Raw genomic sequence first — 18,252 nt, forward strand, 5'->3', positions numbered from 1 at the left:
TCAGGGGCTAACGTTGATTAGCGACGGTCTTTCCAGACGGTCTGCACATTACAGAACTCGTGCAGGCCAAAATGCGACAGCTCCCGGCCAAAACCGCTCTTCTTTACGCCGCCGAAGGCCACGCGGGCGTCGCTGGCGCAGTAGCCATTGAGGAAGACGCCGCCGCACTCCAGCTCGCGGGCAAAGCGCTGGGCCTGCGCCTCGTCGGTGGTATAGACCGTGGCGGACAGGCCAAACTCGCTGTCGTTGGCGAGGGCCAGTGCATGGTCAGCGTCGCGAGCGGTGGTCAGGGTTGCTACCGGACCAAACAGCTCCTGACGAAAGCCGGTCATCCCGGCGGTGACGTTGCCCAGCACCGTTGGCGCATAGTAGTTGCCCGCCCCTTCGATTTTTTCCGCGCCCAGCAGCAGAGTCGCTCCTTCATCAAGGGTCGCCGTTACCTGTTGGTGCAGTTCATCGCGTAAATCGAACCGCGCCATCGGTCCGACGTAGTTTTGCTCGTCGCGCGGGTCGCCCATCTTCAGCGCTGCCACGGCGTCGACAAATTTGCGGGTGAAGGCCTCGGCAATGCCGGCTTCGAGAATAAAGCGTTTCGACGCCGCACACACCTGGCCGCTGTTCTGATAGCGGCCGGTGACGGCGGCTTTCACCGCTTCATCGAGATCGGCATCGTTGAGCACGATAAAGGGATCGGATCCCCCCAGCTCAAGCACGCATTTCTTCAGCGCCGCGCCCGCCTGGGCGCCAATCGCCTTCCCGGCGCGGACGCTGCCGGTGACGGTCACCGCCGCGATGCGGTCGTCATTGATAATCTGCGAAACGCCGTCATTGGTGGCGTTCACCCAACCAAATACACCATCCGGCAGGCCGGCGGCGGCAAAAATTTCGCCCAGCAGACGGGCGCTGCCCATCACGTTCGGGGCATGCTTCAGCAGATAGCTGTTGCCGGCCAGCAGGATCGGCACCGCGCCGCGCATCACCTGCCAGACCGGGAAGTTCCACGGCATCACCGCCAGTATGGCGCCCAGTGGACGATACTCAATTACAGCCTGGTTATTTTCCACCAGGGTAGCTTCCGTCGCCAGCATCGCCGGGCCGTGTTCAGCGTACCAGTCGCAGAGGTTGGCCGATTTCGCCACCTCGCCACGCGCCTGAGCGATCGGCTTGCCCATCTCAAGGGTGATCATCTGGGCCACCTCTTCACCGCGGGCGCGCAGCGCGGCCCCGATGCGGCGCAGGGCGTCGGCGCGGTCGGCAAGCGGCGTCTGACGCCACTGGCGATAGCCCGCCGCGGCGAGCGCGATCGCCGCGTCGACCTCGCGTTCGCTGGCCCACGGCAGCGAGGAGACCACCTCACCGGTAGTCGGATTGACGGAGACGGCGTGCGTTGCAGATAAATTCATCATTATTCTCTCTCGTTGCTTGCGAAGTGTCCGTATTCTGGCTTACCTTTCCATTCATTGAAAATGAATAATATTAAGCAACGCATTCACAAAAGAAGAATATCATGGACCTGACTCAGCTAGAGATGTTTAACGCTGTCGCCAGCACCGGCAGCATTACCCAGGCGGCGCAGAAAGTGCATCGCGTGCCGTCCAACCTCACCACCCGCATCCGCCAGCTGGAGGCCGACCTCGGCGTTGAGCTGTTTATCCGCGAGAACCAGCGCCTGCGCCTGTCGCCTGCGGGACACAGCTTTTTGCGCTATAGCCAGCAGATCCTCGCCCTGGTGGACGAGGCGCGAATGGTGGTGGCGGGCGACGAACCCCAGGGGCTGTTTTCTCTTGGTTCACTGGAGAGCACCGCGGCGGTACGGATCCCCAGCACTCTGGCCCACTTTAATCAGCGCTACCCGAAAATTCATCTGGCGCTCTCAACCGGCCCTTCCGGGACGATGATCGACGGCGTACTGGAGGGCGCCCTGAGCGCCGCGTTTGTCGACGGCCCGCTGGTGCATCCGGGCCTGGAGGGGCTGCCGGTGTTCCCTGAAGAGATGATGATCGTCGCCCCCTACGGCCACGCACCCATCACCCGCGCCAGCGAAGTGAACGGGGCCAACGTCTACGCCTTTCGCGCCAACTGTTCCTATCGCCGGCATTTTGAGAGCTGGTTTCATGCCGACAGAGCGACCCCGGGCAGGATCCACGAGATGGAGTCTTACCACGGGATGCTGGCCTGCGTCATCGCCGGCGCCGGCCTGGCGTTGATCCCGCGCAGCATGCTGGAGAGTATGCCCGGCCATCAGCAGGTTTCCGCCTGGCCGCTGGCCGAAGAGTGGCGCTGGCTCACCACCTGGCTGGTGTGGCGCCGGGGCGCCAAAACCCGCCAGCTGGAGGCGTTTATAGCGCTGCTGAACGAAGATCGGCAAACAGTGGTTTCTCCATAAACACGCTGAGCGGATCGGGTTGATACGGCGCAAACGCGCAGCGGGTCTGGTAGCCGTTGCGCGTGTAGAGGGCGATGGCCGCATGCTGATGGATACCGGTCTCCAGGCGCAGGGTATGGCAGTCGCGCTGACGCGCTTTCGCTTCCAGCGCCGCCAGCAGCTTTTCTCCCAGCTGCTGGCCGCGGTGCTGGGGATCGATATAGACCCGCTTCATCTCGCCAAAGCCTTCCTCACTGAGAACAATAGCCCCGCAGCCAACGGCCTCGCCCTGCGGGCTGCGGATCGCCAGGGCGATGACCGTCTGCGGCGGCAGCTGGCTAAGGTCCAGCAGGTGGTTGCTCTCCGCCGGGTAGAGGGTCTCCTGCCAGGCGTCGAGGGCGGCAATCAGGGCGATAAATTCGGCGTCGGTAGGGGCGATGTCGGTGATGGTGTACATAGGTGAGCTCCTTTTTACCCCACTGTAGCGCGGCCGGCGGCTTTTCCCGACATAGCATTAACTTATATTGCCGCCCGCCTATTGCGCTAACCAACTGAAACACAGTAATTTTATCCCCTGCCGTTCGTACTTGAGATCTGAATATGCACACCAAAGCCCGTAAAGTGATGATTATTGGCGCCGGCAATGTCGGCGCGTCGGCGGCCTACGCCCTGCTCAACCAGAGCATTTGCGAGGAGCTGATCCTCGTCGACCTTAACCAACAGCGCGCTGAGGCCCACGCTCAGGACCTGAGCGACGCCGCGGCCTACCTGCCGGGGATGATGACCATCTCCACCCGCGAGGCCAGCGACTGCGCCGATGTCGATATCGCGGTGATCACCGTCTCCGGCGGCGCGCTGCGCCCCGGCCAGAGCCGGCTGGATGAACTGACCTCCACCGCGAAGATTGTGAAGAGCATTGTGCCGACGATGATGGCCAACGGATTTAACGGCATCTTTCTGGTGGCCACCAACCCCTGCGACATCATCACCTGGCAGGTATGGCAGCTTTCCGGCCTGCCGCGCAGCCAGGTGCTGGGCACCGGCGTCTGGCTGGATACCACCCGCCTGCGTCGCCTGCTGGCGCAGGAACTGGAGATTGGCGCCCAGAGCATCGACGCCTTTATCCTCGGCGAGCATGGCGATACCCAGTTTCCGGTGTGGTCGCACTCCTCGGTATATGGCACGCCAATCGCCGACCTCTACCAGCAGCGCACCGGCCTGCCGCTCGATCGCGAGGCGATGGCTGACAAAGTGCGCAAGCTGGGATTTGAGATCTACGCGGGTAAAGGCTGCACCGAATATGGCGTGGCAGGGACCATCGCCGAGATCTGCCGCAATATCTTCACCGGCAGCCACCGCGCGCTGGCGGTCTCCTGCATTCTTGACGGCGAGTACGGGGTCAGCGGCGCGGCGGCTGGGGTGCCGGCGGTGCTGGCCCAGGGTGGCGTGAAGCAGATCATTGAACTGCAGCTGGCCGGCGAAGAGCAGGCGAAGTTCAGCCAGTCGATCGCGGTGATCAAGGCCAATATCGCCCGTCTGCCCTGACGGCAGCCTGCGAGTCAGTCGGCAATGATCAGCTGCGGGGAAAGGGTCTCCAGCGCCTCGCGGGTTTTATCCGGCAGGTGGGCGTCGGTCACGATATCGGTCAACGACGCCAGCGGAGCGATGTTGAACAGTGACCAGGCGCCGTATTTGGAGCTGTCCGCCAGCAGGATACGCCGCCGGGCATTGGCCATCAGATCGCGCTTCAGGGCGGCCTTTTCCTCCGTCGGGGCGGTGATCCCCTTCTCAAGGTCCCAGCCGTTGCAGCTGACGAAGGCGAGATCGGGCCAGATGGTCTGCAGCAGGCGGCGGCCGTGATCGCCGATGCACGACTGGCTGCTGTCATCGATGCGCCCGCCGATAATCGTCACTTCGATCTGCTTAAATTCCGATAGGAACAGCGCGATATGTAAATCGCTGGTGATCACCCGCAGCGGCAGATGGGTGATCTGCCGCGCCAGCTCAATCATGGTGGTGCCTGCGTCAAGCACAATGGCGTCGCCGGCTTTCACCAGCGCTGCCGCCGCACTGGCGATAGCCTGCTTCTCAAGCGGACTGCGCTGGGCTTTCTCCAGCGTCGTCGGCTGGGAAGGAATAAACCGGTTCAGCGTCACCCCGCCGTGCGTTCGGCTGATCACCCCTTCTTGATCGAGTTTGATCAGGTCGCGGCGAATGGTGGCCGGCGAGGCGTTGGTCGCCGCCACCAGCTGGTCGACTGTCACCAGATTATGGCTTTTCAGGAAGTCCATAATCTGCTCTAACCGGTTATATCCCTTCATGTTATTCCTGCGCGATGTGCATGGCGAGCTCAATGGAGGTTGCCATGCTCTCAGACTTCGCTTTACCTGTCCAGGCAATATCAAACGCAGTGCCATGATCCGCGGAGGTACGGATAAACGGCAGCCCGGCGGTAATATTCACCCCGTCATAGAATCCCAGCAGCTTCAGCGGAATATGCCCCTGGTCGTGATACATCGCCACCACCATGTCGTACATGCCTTCGTGACACTGCATAAACACCGTGTCCGGCGGACAGGGGCCGGTCACCTCCACTCCCTTCGCCCGCATGGCGGCGACCGCCGGGGCGACGATACGGATCTCTTCATCGCCAAACAGGCCGTTCTCCCCGGCGTGCGGGTTAACGCCGGCGACCGCGATGCGCGGACGTGGATAGCCGACGCGGCGCAGAAAGCGATCCGCCACGCCAATCACCGTCTCAATCCGCGGCTGGTTGAGGGTATCGAGGAACTGGCGCAAGGAAATATGGGTAGTGATATGGATAACCTTAAGCTTCTCGGTATAGAGCACCATGGCGTAATCGGTAGTCTGCGTCAGGTGGGCCAGCAGTTCGGTATGGCCGGGATAAGCGTGCCCGGCGAGATGCAGCGCCTCTTTATTCAGCGGCGCGGTAGCGATGGCCGCGACCGCGCCCTCCAGCGCCAGCGCGGTCGCCCGCCTGATGCAGCGAAACGCGAGATCCCCTGCCTGGGCCTGGACTTCGCCAGGGCGCAGCCCCTGCGGGTCGCTGAGTGGTTCATCAATGACGTTGATGGTCGCTGGGGAGAAACTCGCCTCGGCGGGATGGTCAATAATGCGCAGCTCCGCCCGCGGCGTGATATTTAGCGCCAGGATCCGCCGCAGCGTCTGCGCGCAGCCCACCACCACCACCGGCGCGCCGCTCAGCGCCCCCTCGGCGAGGGATTTGATAATAATCTCCGGACCAATCCCTGCCGGGTCGCCCATTGTCACTGCAATCATCTTAGACACTCAGTTTCTCCTCAATAAAATTCACAACATGTAATAGCGTGGTGTCGGTGCCGAATCCTCCGGCTTTGGTCATCACCGGCCGCGACCAGCGGCCGCCGAGAAAATGCCCGTATGGAACGCACTCCGCCACCCGGCCGCGGATCTGAAACCCTGTGGCGCCGAGCGCGTGTGCGACGGCGATGGCCACATCGCCGCCGGAAAGATACAGCGCGCCAGGGGAAGACTGCGCCACCGCCTGCGCCGTGACGTCGGCAAGCCAGGCGCAGATGTGCTCCCCGTAGGCGGCGCGGCTGAGACCGCGTTCACGGCACCGGGCTTCAATCCCGTGCCGGGCGGCGTGATTCGGGCGGGTGGTCACCACGCAGTGCTGGCCCTCGCGCAGCGCCCCGGCGATCCGTGAAGCTTCCTCCTTCGGCGATCCGCTAAAGGTCTGTTCGACATCAATTTCAATCACCCGTACTCGGGAATGGACCTGCAGCGCAGCAACCTGACGCTGCGCCATCTCGCTCATCGAACCGACCACCGCCATCAGCGGGCCCTGCTCGCTGCGGCGCAGGCGGCGAGCCAGCGCCTCGCAGAGACCCGCCGAGCCGACCAGCAGGGTCTCCCGCGCATGGGGCGCAACGGCGTCGATCACCTGGTCCAGATGGCTGTCTTCCCAGGCGTCGACAATCAACACTCGCTTCTCCTCGCCCGCCGTCGCTAATGCCGCCGGAAGCTGGCCAGCGTTCAGGGTCAGACAGGGAAGACGGCTCTGCATGGCGATAATTTCGCTAATCTCCGCCCGGCTCACCGGCGTTTTCGGATCGCTGGCAAATTCGGTCTGATCGAGGGGCACACCATGCACATAGCAGCGCCCGTCCCGGGTATGCCGCCCGGCTGCCGGATAAGCCGGGGCCACCACCGCCATCCGGCAGCCTTGCGCCGCCATCATTGCCTCCAGTTCGCCGCCGGGGTTACCGCGCAGCGTGGAGTCAATCTTCTTTACCTGCCAGTGCGGGACGAATGTCGCCGCGCCGCGCAGCAGAGCGGCGACCTTGTCCGCCGCCGCCGCGGCGGTCATCGCCCGGCTGTCGCTGTTGAGAATTAATGCCCGGGCGGTTGATGGCTGTCCGGCGGTGAAGGCCACTTCCACCGACATACCCGCCTCCGCCAGGCTGACCCCGGCGTCATTGGCCCCGGTAAAGTCATCCGCCAGCACCAGCACTCTGTTATTGCGGTCGTTCATTCTCCTGCCTTGTAGTCGATAAAATCTTAAATTGATTATATTCAATCATATTTGATTAAATATGAGCAAGCTCAAGTTATTAAGTTGCCGTATAAATTATAACTTTTCCCCATCAGACGAGTGGCAAGATTTATGAATGATTGAATTCAATCAATTACTACCAAGGAGAAACGCGTGGCGACGATACACAGCACAATCATCAGCGGGGCTGGCGCCTCATCGGCCCTGCTCCCGCTGCTGGCCGGTAAATCCTCAATCCTGCTGGTGACCGACAAGAACGTCGGGGCGCTGGAGGCAACCCAGGCGATTCATCGCCTGCTGGCGGCTGAAGGGCGTGAAGTTGAGGTCATTGACAGCGTGCCAGCGGAGCCCAACCATCACGATGTTACGCAGATCGTCAGCCAGCTGGGCGCCAGCCAGCCGCAGATGGTCGTTGGTATCGGCGGGGGGAGCGTACTGGATGTAGCAAAACTGCTGTCAGTACTTCTGCACCCTGAGGCGCCCTCGCAGACGTCCCTGCTGGCAGGCGAGCAGCCGCAACGACGAATTTGCTCATTGTTAATCCCGGCCACCGCGGGCACCGGATCCGAAGCGACGCCGAACGCCATTCTGGCGATCCCCGAGCAGCAGACGAAGGTGGGGATCATCTCCCCGGTGCTGCTTCCGGACTATGTCGCCCTGCTGCCGGAGCTGACCACCAGCATGCCGCCCAGCATCGCGGCGTCGACCGGAATCGATGCTCTGTGTCATCTGCTGGAGTGCTTTACCTCCACCGTCGCCAACCCGGTGAGCGATAACGCCGCGTTAATCGGTTTACACAAGCTGGTACGCCATATCGAGCGTTCGGTAAATCAGCCGCAGGATCTGACGGCGAAGCTGGAGATGCTCTGGGCCTCGTGGTACGGCGGCGCAGCAATCAACTATTCCGGCACTCACCTGGTGCATGCGCTCTCCTATCCGCTTGGCGGTACCTGGCACCTGCCGCACGGGGTGGCCAACGCCATTCTGCTGGCGCCCTGCATGCGGGTGGTCCGCCCTCACGCGGTGGCGAAGTTCGCTCAAGTCTGGGACCTGATCCCCGATGCAGATCGCACGCTCAGCGCGGAAGAGAAATCCCATGCGCTGGTCGCATGGCTGGCGGCGCTGGTCAAACGACTGCCGCTGCCGGACAACCTGGCCGCGCTAGGCGTGCCTCAGGAGAGTATTTCCGCCCTCAGCGCAGCGGCGCAAAACGTCAAACGCCTGATGAACAATGCCCCATGCAGCGTCAGCCGCGAAGAGATCGCGGCCATCTACCAAACGCTGTATCCAGAACATGCCTAACAGGAGAAAGTTAAATGAGGAAAGCTATTAGCGGCGTACTCACCGCCATTGTCACTCCCTTTACCGCCGAGGGAGCGCTTAACCTGCCGGCGCTACGCCAGCAGGTGCAGCGCCAGCTCGCCGCAGGCAACGGTATTTTCTGCGGCGGCACCAACGGCGAGTTTTTTGTCCTCAATGAGGAAGAGAAGATCGCCGTCGCCAGAACCTGCGTGGAAGAGGCGGCCGGTCGCGCGCCGGTGGTGGCCCATATTGGGGAGGTTTCCACCCGGGAGACGCGCCGGCTGGGCCAGCAGATCGCCCGCCTCGGAGTTGACGCGGTATCGGCCATTACCCCGTGGTTCGTGCCCTTGAAGCAGGAAGAGCTGATTAACCACTATACGGCGATCGCCGACGCGCTGAGCGTCCCGCTCTTTCTTTACAACATTCCCGCCCGCACCGGGAACACTATTGCCCCGGAGACCGCGCGCCAGCTGGCCCGCCACGAGAATATCGTCGGCATTAAGGATAGCGCCGGCAGCTACGACAGCCTGAAAGGCTTTCTCGACGCGGTGCGCGATATCGACGGTTTCGACGTTCTGAACGGGCCGGACTCGCTTATCCATCAGGGATTTGTCGACGGCTGCTCGGCCTGCATCTCGGGGCTTGCCAACGTCGCCCCCGCTGAAATTAACGCCATCTGGTCGCGCTTTCACGCCGGGGATATCGCCGGATCGCGCCAGGCCCAGGAGCAGGTAACGGGCCTGCGCACCGATCTGTATAAAGTGGCGTTCTCGCCTGCGGCGGTGAAGAAAGCCCTGCAGCTAATGGGTCACGAGGTGGGCGACAGCCGCTACGCGGTGCAGTTTAGTGACCACCAGCTGCAGCAGATACGCGACATCATCGCTCGTTATTTAGCGTAATACTTGCTGCGCTTTTTTAATAAAACAGACCGGGTACCGCCGTGCCCAGGATTCGTACGCCCAGAGAGAGGCTAAGATGAATCATTTTACCGCTGAAGATACCTTTATTATTGTCGGCATTGTTATTGCCTATATTCTGTTTACCACCTGGCTGACATTCCGTATTCGTAGTAAAAATTCCGGGGATTTTATGGAAGGCTCGCGCGCCATGCCGGCCTTTATTGTCGGTATATTACTGATGTCAGAATATATTGGCGCCAAATCGACCATCGGTACTGCCCAGGCCGCCTTTGAGAGCGGAATTGCCGCCTCGTGGTCCGTGCTGGGGGCAGCCATCGGCTTTCCGCTGTTCGGTTTAATCCTGGTGAAACGCATCTATAACACCGGAAAAATCACCATTTCCGGCGCCATCGCTGAAAAATATGGCAACAGTACCAAAAATATTATCTCCCTGATTATGATTTATGCGCTGCTGCTGGTTAACGTGGGCAATTACGTCAGCGGTGCCGCAGCCATCTCCACCGTATTAAAAGTGAATTTACCGGTAGCCGCCTTTATTACCGCCATTGTGAGTACCTTTTATTTCGCGTTCGGCGGCATGAAGGGCGTCGCCTGGGTCACCATGTTACACAGCGCGTTGAAATACGCCGGTCTGCTGATCATTCTGGGTTTTGCCCTGTCCAAAACCGGCGGCTTCTCGCCGATGATGGAGAAGATGCCGGATTATTACTGGACATGGGATGGCAACATTGGTGCTGGCACGATCTTCGCCTGGCTCATCGGCACTATCGGCTCCATTTTTTGCACCCAGTTTGTCATTCAGGCCATTAGCTCAACCAAAGACGTTCGGTCAGCGAAACGCTCCACCTGGATCGCCTTCTTTTTCTGCCTGCCTATCGCCTTTGCCATCGCCATTATCGGCGTCGCGGCGAAATACCTGCATCCCGAGATCAACAGCCTGTATGCCCTCCCGGTCTTTCTGCAGGACATGAACCCGTGGCTGGCAGGTCTGGTGACAACGTCACTTGTGGCATCGATTTTCGTCAGCGTAAGTACCGTAGCCCTGGCCATTGCCTCGCTGGTGGTGAAGGATTTTTACGTACCATGGCGCAACCCAACGCCGGACCAGGAATTCAGAGCCACACGCTGGGCGTCGCTAATTATCGGCTTCCTGCCGCTGATCTTTGTGCTGCTGGTACCGGAGGTGCTGAAACTCTCCTTCTTTACCCGCGCCATTCGCCTCTCCATTACCGTGGTGGCGGTCATCGCCTTCTATGCCCCCTTCTTCAGAAGCACTCGGGGCGCGAATGCCGGCCTGATCGGCGCCTGTGTGGTGACGTCCGTCTGGTATTTACTCGGCGACCCGTTCGGCATCAATAACATGTATGTCGCCCTGGCGACCCCGGCCATCATCATGGTGATTGACCGCCTGATCCCAAATAAATCACAACCATCCCCCGCCCCAGTTGAGCAACGTGGAGTATAAAACATGACCGTAATTCCGCCTTTTGACGGCGTCATTCGCCAACACCAGCAAGATGAACACATCGCATGGGCAATGCTTCCCTGCGCCTGCCCGCAGAACCATGCCGCCAATCTGCTGCCGCTGGATGACGGCAGCCTGATGTGCGTCTGGTTTGGCGGCTCCCAGGAGGGAAAAGCCGATATTTCTATCTGGGGATCGCGGTTAGCCCCCGGCAGTGACCGCTGGAGTGAGGCGGTCAAGCTATGTGATGACCCAGACCGCTCAGAACAAAACCCGGTGCTGTTTCAGGCGCCCGATAACGTGCTGTGGCTGTTGTGGACAGCGCAATTTGCCGGAAACCAGGATACCGCCATTGTGCGCTACCGCCTCTCCCACGATGGCGGACGAAGCTGGGGGGCCATCGATACGCTGCTGGATCAGCCGGGTACCTTTATTCGCCAGCCAATAAGCGTTATGTCTGACGGCAACTGGCTGCTGCCGGTCTTTTACTGCCGTACCGAACCCGGCGAGAAATGGGTGGGTAACAATGACGTCAGCGCGGTGAAGATCTCTTCAGACTGCGGAAAAAGCTGGCGTGACGTGGCGGTCCCGGAGAGCCTGGGTTGTGTCCATATGAGTATCACTCCGCTTCCGGACGGCAGACTGGCAGCCTTCTTCCGCAGCCGCTGGGCGGATCATATCTGGTTCAGCCAGTCCAGCGACCAGGGAGAGAGCTGGTCTGCGCCGGTACCGACGACGCTTCCGAACAACAACTCGTCCATTCAGGCGACCCCCCTGGACAATGGTGAACTGGCGCTGGTGTTCAATAATATGAGCGCCGCCGGCGCCACGGAACGCCGCGCCTCGCTGTATGATGAAATTGCTGACGACGATGGCCGTAGGGAGCCGGAAGCGACCGGGAAAAGCGCCTTCTGGGGCGCACCACGCGCGCCGATGACCGTCGCTATTTCAGCCGATGGTGGTGAAAGCTGGCCGTGGCTGCGCAATCTCGATGAGGGTGACGGCTACTGCATGACCAATAATTCGGAGCAGAAGCTGAACCGGGAGTTCTCCTACCCCAGCATCAAACAGGGAGCAGACGGTAATTTGCATATCGCCTACACCTGGTATCGCCAGGCGATCAAGTATGTTCGTGTCTCGCCACAGTGGGTAAAAGGAGAAAGCGCATGATTATCGGTAATCTTCAGGCGCTGCAGCAGGCTGGTCTGCCGCCGGCGTTAAAGCAGCTATTGAGCAGCGAGGCCTGTTCGCTGGCCGCCCTCAGTGCCAGAGAGAATGGCCGCTTCCAGCCCGACGATGCGCCGTGGTTCTGCACCCTCAGCGTGGTGCAAACCCAGCCTGCGGCCGAGCGGCATACGGAATATCATCGCCAGTGGGCGGATATTCAGGTCATCCTGGCCGGCGAGGAGCGCATCCAGGCGGGCATGGCTCCCGCGATGCGCCCGGAAGATCATGAGCTTAAGCCCGACCTCTATATATGTCAGCCGGCCCCGGAGAGTGTCTCTATTCTGCTGCGTCCCGGCGACTTCGCGGTCTTTTACCCCGGCGAACCGCACCAGGCGCTGTGTGCGGTTTCGACGCCAGCACCGGTCAGAAAGGCAGTATTCAAAATCCCCGCTGAGATGCTGGAGGCGCGATGAAGCGGGCAATGGTAACCGGGGCCAGCTCCGGGATCGGCGCCGCAGTGGTGAGGCAGTTGCTGGCGGACAGCTGGCAGGTGATCGGCATGAGCCGTTCGCTGCCGCCCTTCTCACAGCCGAACTTTCGCCATCTGATGGTCGACGTCAGCCAACGCAGCGCGCTGCTGGCGGCGCTGGAGCAGATTGAGCCCCCTCAGGCCATCATTCACGCCGCGGGTTCAATGGCGGCCGCCACCCTGGGTAATCTGGACCCTCAGCGCAGCGAGTCGTTGTGGCGTTTACATGTCGATGCTGCTCAGACATTGGTCAATCACTTCGCCCCGACCATGGGGCCAGGCGGGAGGATCGTTCTGCTGGGAAGCCGTACGTCACGAGGCGCCGCTGGTCGCTCGCAGTATGCGGCCACCAAAGCCGCGCTGGTCGCTCTCGCCAGGAGCTGGGCGGCAGAGCTGGCGCCTGCCGGGGTGACGGTCAACGTCGTGGCTCCCGGGGCAACCGATACGCCGATGCTTCATCAGCCAGGCAGAGAAAGTTCCCCGCCGCGGCTTCCGCCGCTTGGGCGACTCATTACTCCGCAGGAAGTGGTCTCTCTGGTGAGCTGGTTGCTGAGCGAGGGCGCATCGGCGATGACCGGACAGGAGCTGGTGATGTGTGGCGGCGCATCGCTGGGCTGATGCTATGTCGCACCCGGGGAGCGGAAGTAGATTACCGCTCCCCGGGGCGACGCGGGGGCGATGATTAACGCAGGTAAACCGTTCCGCGCATATAGGTGGTGGCCTGGCCGCTAATCAGCACACGGTCGCCCTGCCACTGGCAGCGCAGGTCGCCGCCGCGAGCGGAGACCTGGCGCGCCATCATGGTGGTTTTCCCCAGCTTTTCGCCCCACCAGGGGATCAGCATGCTATGGGCGGAGCCGGTGACCGGATCTTCCGGCACCCCTTCTCCCGGGCAGAAGAAGCGGCTGACAAAGTCATACTCTTCATCCGGCGCGCTGACGCAGATCATTTTGCCAAGCGTTCGCAGCCGCGCCATATCCGTTCGCACCGCTTCAACCTGCTGGCGATCCGCCAGCACCACCAGATAATCGCGCCCTTCCCGAACTTCAACGGCGGCCTCGAGTCCCAACCCGGTCAGCAGATCCGCCGGCGGGTTTTGCACCGGGGAGGTCGACCACGCCGGGAAATCGAGCGTCAGCCAGTCGCCATTACGGGTGACCCGCAGCTCACCAACAAAACGGGTGCTAAAGAGAATCGTCGCCGAAGGATGGTCGAGATATTCGAAAATAACGTGCGCAGCGGCGAGGGTCGCGTGGCCGCAGAGATTGATCTCAGCGAGTGTGGTAAACCAGCGCAGCTCATAGCCCTCGTCGGTACGGACAAAGAAAGCCGTTTCGGATTGATTATGCTGCTGGGCCATTTTCAGGAGCACATCGTCGGCTAACCACTCGCTGAGCGGGCAGACAGCCGCGGCATTGCCGCCAAAGTTTTTATCGCTGAAAGCATCGACCAGATAAAATTGAATTTCCTGCATACCCTGTCCTTACTTTTTTTACTTTCCTTCAACATGACATAAAAGCGCCCCCTTGACACTATCCATAGCAAAATTAATCGCTTAACCGCGGCCAGCCCCTTGCGATGAAATGAGACGCAGATCACAAAATGATTGTCTTTTCGCCAACAATCGTTTTAAGATCAGCGTCACATCTTTCCCTGAATCACCAGTCCAGAGCTTATGACTACGAATACGGTCTCACGCAAGGTAGCGTGGCTACGTGTCGTGACGTTGGCCATCGCCGCGTTTATTTTTAACACCACAGAGTTTGCCCCGGTCGGTCTGTTGTCGGATATTGCCGACAGCTTCGGCATGGAAACCGCCCAGGTGGGCATGATGCTGACCATCTACGCATGGGTGGTGGCGTTAATGTCGCTGCCGTTTATGCTGCTGACCAGCAAAGTGGAGCGCCGGCGCCTGCTTATCGGCCTGTTTATTCTGTTTATCGCCAGCCACGTCCTGTCGTTTTTTGCCTGGAATTTTGACGTGCTGGTGATCAGCCGCATTGGTATCGCCTTTGCGCATGCAGTGTTCTGGTCGATAACGTCGGCACTGGCCATCCGCATGGCCCCGCCGGGCAAACGGGCGCAGGCGCTGAGCCTGATCGCCACCGGTACAGCGCTGGCGATGGTGTTTGGTATTCCGATCGGGCGCATTATCGGCCAGTACTTTGGCTGGCGGATGACCTTCCTGGCGATCGGCCTCGGCGCGTTAGCCACCCTGGCCTGCCTCGTAAAACTGCTGCCGACCCTGCCGAGCGAACATTCTGGCTCGCTGAAAAGCCTGCCGGTGCTGTTCCGCCGCCCGGCGCTGGTCAGCGTGTACATTCTGACCGTGGTGGTGGTGACCGCCCATTATACCGCCTACAGCTATATCGAGCCCTTTGTCCAGACGGTAGCGGGCCTGAGCGGCAACTTTGCCACCGTACTGCTGCTGATCCTTGGCGGGGCCGGTATTATCGGCAGCATTCTGTTCGGTAAACTCGGTAACCAGCACGCGTCGGGGCTGATAAGCCTGGCGATTGCCCTGCTGCTCGCCTGCCTGCTGCTGCTGCTGCCGGCCTCGCATAACCCGCAGCACCTGATGCTGCTCAGCATCTTCTGGGGGGTGGCGATCATGATTATCGGTCTCGGCATGCAGGTGAAAGTGCTGGCCTCCGCTCCGGATGCCACCGACGTCGCCATGTCTCTGTTCTCGGGCATCTTTAATATCGGCATAGGCGCCGGGGCGCTGGTCGGCAGCCAGGTGAGTCTGCATCTTTCCATGGCCTCCGTCGGCTACGTCGGCGCCATTCCGGCGCTGGTCGCGCTGGTCTGGTCGCTGATGATATTCCGTCGCTGGCCGGTATCGCTGGAAGACCATCAGCCGCACCACTCCTGATTCCGTCGCACAAAAAAGCCCGCCGGTATCGCGCCGGCGGGCTTTTTTTCTCTGCGCATCGCGGGCGGTCAGGGATGCCAGGTCGAAATGATCTCCAGCACGCCGTTAATAATAAACTGCACGCCCATGCAGACCAGCAGAAAGCCCATCAGTCGCGAGATGGCCTCGATGCCGCCTTTGCCAACCAGACGCATAATCGCGCCGGAACTGCGCAGACAAGCCCACAGAATCACCCCTAACAGCAAAAAGATGATCGGCGGCGCCGCCAGCACCACCCACTCCGGGAAGTCCACGCCGTGCTTAACGGTCGAGGCGGAGCTAATAATCATCGCGATGGTGCCCGGACCGGCGGTGCTTGGCATCGCCAGCGGCACAAAGGCGATATTGGCGGTCGGTTCATCCTGCAGTTCTTCCGATTTGATCTTCGCTTCCATCGAATCGTGGGCTTTTTGCTGGGGAAACAGCATGCGGAAACCGATAAAGGCCACAATCAATCCGCCGGCGATACGCAGCCCAGGTATTGATATGCCGAATGTATTCATCACCACCTGACCGGCATACCACGACACCATCAGGATGGCGAAGACATACACCGATGCCATTAACGCCTGTTTATTACGCTCGGCGTTGTTCATATTACCGGCCAGGCCAAGGAACAGCGCCACGGTTGTGAGTGGATTCGCCAGCGGTAAAAGCACCGCCAGGCCGAGCCCTATTGCTTTAAACAAATCGAACATAGTTAATTAAAGTCCCGTTAATATTCATTTTTTAAGAATGGTTTCATTCCGTGAGTATGTCGGCTTCAACAAATTTGACGCCAGCCTGCTGATAAATCACTTCTGCAAAAAAATAACAAGCGTTAGAAAAATCATAAAGAGTGACCCACATCGTACTTTTCCATTTTAGCAAATCGTGGCATCGGCCAATTCATAATGTTGACTTATGATTGCCTGGGCAATAGTATCACTTGCAACTAATTACTTGCCTGGGCAACCATTATGAAAAGTACCAGCGACCTGTTTAATGAAATGATCCCGCTGGGTCGCTTGATCCAGATGGTTAACCAGAAAAAAGATCGCCTGCTCAATGACTACCTCTCACCTATGGATATTACCGCGACCCAGTTTCGCGTGCTCTGCTCCATTCGTTGCGAAGTATGTATTACCCCCGTTGAGCTGAAAACCGTGCTTTCCGTCGACCCGGGCGCAATGACGCGCATGCTCGACCGCCTGGCGTGCAAAGGCTGGATTAAACGGTTACCCAACCCCGCTGACAAGCGCGGCGTGCTGGTGCAGTTGACGCCGGACGGCGCAGCCCTTTGCGAGCAGTGTCATCAGGTTGTGGGTCAGAAGTTACACCAGGAGTTAACGAAAAATCTGTCGGCGGACGAAGTCGCCATGCTTGAGCAACTGCTCAAGAAGGTCCTGCCGTAAAAATAAGAAGAGGTAAGATGATGTCCAGACGTAATAATGACGCCATCACTATCCATAGTATTTTGTCGTGGATCGAGGATAACCTGGAATCGCCCCTGTCGCTGGAAAAAGTGTCTGAGCGCTCCGGTTACTCTAAGTGGCACCTGCAACGTATGTTTAAGAAAGAGACCGGCCATTCCCTCGGCCAGTACATCCGCAGCCGCAAGCTGACGGAGATTGCGCAGAAGCTCAAGCAGAGTAATGAGCCAATCCTGTACCTGGCGGAACGCTATGGTTTCGAGTCGCAGCAGACCCTGACGCGAACGTTCAAGAACTATTTCGATGTTCCGCCCCACAAGTATCGCATAACGAATGTACCTGGCGAATCCCGCTATCTACATCCGCTAAATAACTGATGTTAATCGCCTGCACTATAAAAGACGTATTGAGGAAATCATGAAACTATTCGCTGCCGCAGCTATCGTACTCTTGTCGCTGGCCTCCAGCCTCAGCTATGCGGAGCAAAACACCACGCCGGTGCGTCAAAACCAGCGTGATACAATGATTATCCCTTCCGAACATAATGATTCGCCGTTTGATTTCAATCATATGGCGGCTGGTAATGATAAATCTGACGAACTTGGCGTGCCGTACTACCAGCAGCACGACCTGTGATGCCATTACACGCATAATTGTGTATAGCCCCGTCTCCGGGGCTTTTTTTTATCCGCGCGCCATGCCAGGCCGCACCAAACGTAAGCCAAAGACATTAATGTAGAGCCCGGCCATAATCAGCACCGCCCCGGTGAGCTGCAGTCCGCTCAGCGTCTCCCCGAGCAGCAGCGCAGCGCTGGCCATTCCCACCACCGGCACCAGCAGCGACAGCGGCGCCACCCGCCAGGTTTCATACCGCCCCAGCAGCGATCCCCAGATGCCATAGCCGACGATAGTGGCGATAAACGCCAGATAAAGCAGCGACAGTATCGTCAGCAGATCGATGTGTTGCAGACTCGCCAGCATGGTCTGCGGACCATCGATCAACAATGAGGCCAGCATAAACGGCAGCACCGGGATCAGCGCGCTCCAGACCACCAGCGACATGATTGGCGGCCGGCTCGTCTGGGACATGATTTTCTTGTTGAAAATATTGCCGCAGGCCCAGCTGAGCGCCGCCGCGAGGGTCAGCATAAAGCCCACCAGCGGCACATGTTCCCCGCCAAGGCTGCCCTCCACCAGCACCAGCACGCCAAAGATCGCCAGGGCGATCCCCGCCAGCTGCTTGCCCTGCAGACGTTCGCCAAAGACGAAGGCGCCAAGGATGATGGTGAAGAAGGCTTGCGCCTGCAGCACAAGGGAGGCCAGCCCGGCCGGCATACCCAGGCCGATAGCGCAGAACAGAAAGGCGAACTGACCGAAACTTATGGTCAGGCCATAGCCCAGCAGCAGGCGCAGCGGAATAGCTGGCCGGGCGACAAACAGCAGCGCCGGGAAGGCGACCAGCATAAAGCGCAGCCCCGCCAGCATCAGCGGCGGCATATTGTGCAACCCCAGCTTAATCACCACAAAGTTAAGCCCCCACACCACCACTACCAGCAGCGCCAGTAGTCCATCTTTCCTCGTCATACCCCTGCCTCTGTCGTTATTGGAATTTTTGTGAAC

21 protein-coding genes are annotated in these 18,252 nt (G+C 59.8%); 12 read left to right on the forward strand and 9 right to left on the reverse strand.

All coding sequences use genetic code 11. From position 1 onward, the window contains the following. Window positions 1-17: 17 nt before the first annotated feature. Window positions 18-1,406: a succinate-semialdehyde dehydrogenase gene (sad, locus tag KB892_RS12490; RefSeq protein WP_004199839.1), complete on the reverse strand. Its 1,389-nt coding sequence runs from the start codon at window positions 1,404-1,406 to the stop codon at window positions 18-20. 101 nt (window positions 1,407-1,507) lie between these two features. Between sad and ptrR the strand changes: the two genes are divergently transcribed. Next, the gene (ptrR, locus tag KB892_RS12495) at window positions 1,508-2,386 is read left to right on the forward strand and encodes a putrescine utilization regulator PtrR (protein WP_002904495.1); all 879 of its coding nucleotides are present in this window, start codon (window positions 1,508-1,510) and stop codon (window positions 2,384-2,386) included. On the opposite strand, the gene KB892_RS12500 is transcribed toward ptrR, so the two are convergent. Continuing rightward, window positions 2,340-2,822 carry a GNAT family N-acetyltransferase gene (locus KB892_RS12500; RefSeq protein WP_002904493.1) on the reverse strand — a complete coding sequence of 161 codons (483 nt, stop codon included), beginning with the start codon at window positions 2,820-2,822 and terminating at the stop codon, window positions 2,340-2,342. The two genes, ptrR and KB892_RS12500, sit on opposite strands and share 47 nt — an antisense overlap. Window positions 2,823-2,965: 143 nt before the next feature. Between KB892_RS12500 and KB892_RS12505 the strand changes: the two genes are divergently transcribed. Next, window positions 2,966-3,910 carry an L-lactate dehydrogenase gene (locus KB892_RS12505; RefSeq protein ID WP_002904491.1) on the forward strand — a complete coding sequence of 315 codons (945 nt, stop codon included), beginning with the start codon at window positions 2,966-2,968 and terminating at the stop codon, window positions 3,908-3,910. Between the two features lie 14 nt (window positions 3,911-3,924). Here the strand turns inward: KB892_RS12505 and KB892_RS12510 are convergent, their stop codons facing one another. Genes KB892_RS12510 through dtnK form a run of 3 tightly spaced genes read right to left on the reverse strand, consistent with a single transcriptional unit; the run spans window position 3,925 to window position 6,902 of the window. Beyond that, the gene (locus KB892_RS12510) at window positions 3,925-4,686 is read right to left on the reverse strand and encodes a DeoR/GlpR family DNA-binding transcription regulator (RefSeq protein WP_002904489.1); all 762 of its coding nucleotides are present in this window, start codon (window positions 4,684-4,686) and stop codon (window positions 3,925-3,927) included. 1 nt (window position 4,687) lies between these two features. After that, window positions 4,688-5,674 (reverse strand): D-threonate 4-phosphate dehydrogenase, encoded by a 987-nt coding sequence (locus KB892_RS12515; RefSeq protein ID WP_004151623.1) that lies wholly within the window; start codon window positions 5,672-5,674, stop codon window positions 4,688-4,690. After that, the gene (gene dtnK / locus KB892_RS12520) at window positions 5,667-6,902 is read right to left on the reverse strand and encodes a D-threonate kinase (RefSeq protein WP_004151622.1); all 1,236 of its coding nucleotides are present in this window, start codon (window positions 6,900-6,902) and stop codon (window positions 5,667-5,669) included. The genes KB892_RS12515 and dtnK overlap by 8 nt, the downstream gene beginning before the upstream one ends. Window positions 6,903-7,076: 174 nt before the next feature. Between dtnK and KB892_RS12525 the strand changes: the two genes are divergently transcribed. The 6 genes from KB892_RS12525 to KB892_RS12550 all read left to right on the forward strand — a co-directional run bounded on the left by KB892_RS12525 (window position 7,077) and on the right by KB892_RS12550 (window position 12,924). After that, window positions 7,077-8,225 carry an iron-containing alcohol dehydrogenase gene (locus tag KB892_RS12525; protein ID WP_062954959.1) on the forward strand — a complete coding sequence of 383 codons (1,149 nt, stop codon included), beginning with the start codon at window positions 7,077-7,079 and terminating at the stop codon, window positions 8,223-8,225. Window positions 8,226-8,239: 14 nt separating this feature from the next. Next, the gene (locus KB892_RS12530) at window positions 8,240-9,124 is read left to right on the forward strand and encodes a dihydrodipicolinate synthase family protein (protein ID WP_002904419.1); all 885 of its coding nucleotides are present in this window, start codon (window positions 8,240-8,242) and stop codon (window positions 9,122-9,124) included. Between the two features lie 76 nt (window positions 9,125-9,200). After that, window positions 9,201-10,610 (forward strand): sodium:solute symporter family protein, encoded by a 1,410-nt coding sequence (locus tag KB892_RS12535; RefSeq protein WP_004151621.1) that lies wholly within the window; start codon window positions 9,201-9,203, stop codon window positions 10,608-10,610. 3 nt (window positions 10,611-10,613) lie between these two features. Beyond that, complete coding sequence (locus KB892_RS12540; RefSeq protein WP_002904416.1) at window positions 10,614-11,780, forward strand: sialidase family protein; 1,167 nt, start codon at window positions 10,614-10,616, stop codon at window positions 11,778-11,780. Next, window positions 11,777-12,250, forward strand: a complete 474-nt coding sequence (locus KB892_RS12545) for a NanQ anomerase/TabA/YiaL family protein (RefSeq protein WP_002904414.1) — start codon at window positions 11,777-11,779, stop codon at window positions 12,248-12,250. Before KB892_RS12540 ends, KB892_RS12545 begins: the two co-directional genes overlap by 4 nt. Further along, window positions 12,247-12,924, forward strand: a complete 678-nt coding sequence (locus KB892_RS12550; RefSeq protein WP_002904411.1) for an SDR family NAD(P)-dependent oxidoreductase — start codon at window positions 12,247-12,249, stop codon at window positions 12,922-12,924. The genes KB892_RS12545 and KB892_RS12550 overlap by 4 nt, the downstream gene beginning before the upstream one ends. Window positions 12,925-12,988: 64 nt before the next feature. Here KB892_RS12550 and KB892_RS12555 read toward each other — a convergent pair whose 3' ends face one another. Further along, window positions 12,989-13,780 (reverse strand): PhzF family phenazine biosynthesis protein, encoded by a 792-nt coding sequence (locus tag KB892_RS12555; protein WP_002904409.1) that lies wholly within the window; start codon window positions 13,778-13,780, stop codon window positions 12,989-12,991. 201 nt (window positions 13,781-13,981) lie between these two features. On the opposite strand from KB892_RS12555, the gene KB892_RS12560 reads away from it, so the two are divergent. Continuing rightward, window positions 13,982-15,181, forward strand: coding sequence for a sugar transporter (locus KB892_RS12560; protein WP_002904407.1), 1,200 nt, complete (start codon window positions 13,982-13,984; stop codon window positions 15,179-15,181). A gap of 68 nt (window positions 15,182-15,249) precedes the next feature. On the opposite strand, the gene KB892_RS12565 is transcribed toward KB892_RS12560, so the two are convergent. Together KB892_RS12565 and KB892_RS12570 are read right to left on the reverse strand one after the other, a co-directional pair. Further along, window positions 15,250-15,918, reverse strand: a complete 669-nt coding sequence (locus KB892_RS12565; protein ID WP_002904403.1) for a MarC family NAAT transporter — start codon at window positions 15,916-15,918, stop codon at window positions 15,250-15,252. A gap of 43 nt (window positions 15,919-15,961) precedes the next feature. Then, window positions 15,962-16,090: a hypothetical protein gene (locus KB892_RS12570; RefSeq protein ID WP_004217987.1), complete on the reverse strand. Its 129-nt coding sequence runs from the start codon at window positions 16,088-16,090 to the stop codon at window positions 15,962-15,964. Window positions 16,091-16,179: 89 nt separating this feature from the next. Here KB892_RS12570 and marR point away from each other — a divergent pair, with 89 nt between their 5' ends. From marR to marB, 3 genes are read left to right on the forward strand one after another with little or no spacing between them, the layout of a single operon-like run. Next, window positions 16,180-16,614 carry a multiple antibiotic resistance transcriptional regulator MarR gene (marR, locus tag KB892_RS12575; protein ID WP_002904399.1) on the forward strand — a complete coding sequence of 145 codons (435 nt, stop codon included), beginning with the start codon at window positions 16,180-16,182 and terminating at the stop codon, window positions 16,612-16,614. 20 nt (window positions 16,615-16,634) lie between these two features. Further along, on the forward strand, window positions 16,635-17,009 hold the full coding sequence (gene marA / locus KB892_RS12580) for an MDR efflux pump AcrAB transcriptional activator MarA (RefSeq protein WP_002904397.1): 375 nt from the start codon (window positions 16,635-16,637) through the stop codon (window positions 17,007-17,009). A gap of 40 nt (window positions 17,010-17,049) precedes the next feature. Next, window positions 17,050-17,268, forward strand: a complete 219-nt coding sequence (marB, locus tag KB892_RS12585) for a multiple antibiotic resistance protein MarB (protein ID WP_002904394.1) — start codon at window positions 17,050-17,052, stop codon at window positions 17,266-17,268. Between the two features lie 48 nt (window positions 17,269-17,316). Here the strand turns inward: marB and eamA are convergent, their stop codons facing one another. Further along, window positions 17,317-18,216 carry an O-acetylserine/cysteine exporter gene (eamA, locus tag KB892_RS12590; RefSeq protein ID WP_002904392.1) on the reverse strand — a complete coding sequence of 300 codons (900 nt, stop codon included), beginning with the start codon at window positions 18,214-18,216 and terminating at the stop codon, window positions 17,317-17,319. Window positions 18,217-18,252: the final 36 nt, after the last annotated feature.

It is taken from the genome of Klebsiella sp. P1927, assembly GCF_018204675.1.
Classification (GTDB): domain Bacteria; phylum Pseudomonadota; class Gammaproteobacteria; order Enterobacterales; family Enterobacteriaceae; genus Klebsiella; species Klebsiella pneumoniae.

What these genes read in the sequence shown, in the direction of transcription:
- sad (WP_004199839.1), bottom strand. Translation starts at nt 1,406, where the DNA reads ATGATGAATTTATCTGCAACGCACGCCGTCTCCGTCAATCCGACTACC.
- ptrR (WP_002904495.1), top strand. Translation starts at nt 1,508, where the DNA reads ATGGACCTGACTCAGCTAGAGATGTTTAACGCTGTCGCCAGCACCGGC.
- KB892_RS12500 (WP_002904493.1), bottom strand. Translation starts at nt 2,822, where the DNA reads ATGTACACCATCACCGACATCGCCCCTACCGACGCCGAATTTATCGCC.
- KB892_RS12505 (WP_002904491.1), top strand. Translation starts at nt 2,966, where the DNA reads ATGCACACCAAAGCCCGTAAAGTGATGATTATTGGCGCCGGCAATGTC.
- KB892_RS12510 (WP_002904489.1), bottom strand. Translation starts at nt 4,686, where the DNA reads ATGAAGGGATATAACCGGTTAGAGCAGATTATGGACTTCCTGAAAAGC.
- dtnK (WP_004151622.1), bottom strand. Translation starts at nt 6,902, where the DNA reads ATGAACGACCGCAATAACAGAGTGCTGGTGCTGGCGGATGACTTTACC.
- KB892_RS12530 (WP_002904419.1), top strand. Translation starts at nt 8,240, where the DNA reads ATGAGGAAAGCTATTAGCGGCGTACTCACCGCCATTGTCACTCCCTTT.
- KB892_RS12535 (WP_004151621.1), top strand. Translation starts at nt 9,201, where the DNA reads ATGAATCATTTTACCGCTGAAGATACCTTTATTATTGTCGGCATTGTT.
- KB892_RS12540 (WP_002904416.1), top strand. Translation starts at nt 10,614, where the DNA reads ATGACCGTAATTCCGCCTTTTGACGGCGTCATTCGCCAACACCAGCAA.
- KB892_RS12545 (WP_002904414.1), top strand. Translation starts at nt 11,777, where the DNA reads ATGATTATCGGTAATCTTCAGGCGCTGCAGCAGGCTGGTCTGCCGCCG.
- KB892_RS12550 (WP_002904411.1), top strand. Translation starts at nt 12,247, where the DNA reads ATGAAGCGGGCAATGGTAACCGGGGCCAGCTCCGGGATCGGCGCCGCA.
- KB892_RS12555 (WP_002904409.1), bottom strand. Translation starts at nt 13,780, where the DNA reads ATGCAGGAAATTCAATTTTATCTGGTCGATGCTTTCAGCGATAAAAAC.
- KB892_RS12560 (WP_002904407.1), top strand. Translation starts at nt 13,982, where the DNA reads ATGACTACGAATACGGTCTCACGCAAGGTAGCGTGGCTACGTGTCGTG.
- KB892_RS12565 (WP_002904403.1), bottom strand. Translation starts at nt 15,918, where the DNA reads ATGTTCGATTTGTTTAAAGCAATAGGGCTCGGCCTGGCGGTGCTTTTA.
- marR (WP_002904399.1), top strand. Translation starts at nt 16,180, where the DNA reads ATGAAAAGTACCAGCGACCTGTTTAATGAAATGATCCCGCTGGGTCGC.
- marA (WP_002904397.1), top strand. Translation starts at nt 16,635, where the DNA reads ATGTCCAGACGTAATAATGACGCCATCACTATCCATAGTATTTTGTCG.
- marB (WP_002904394.1), top strand. Translation starts at nt 17,050, where the DNA reads ATGAAACTATTCGCTGCCGCAGCTATCGTACTCTTGTCGCTGGCCTCC.
- eamA (WP_002904392.1), bottom strand. Translation starts at nt 18,216, where the DNA reads ATGACGAGGAAAGATGGACTACTGGCGCTGCTGGTAGTGGTGGTGTGG.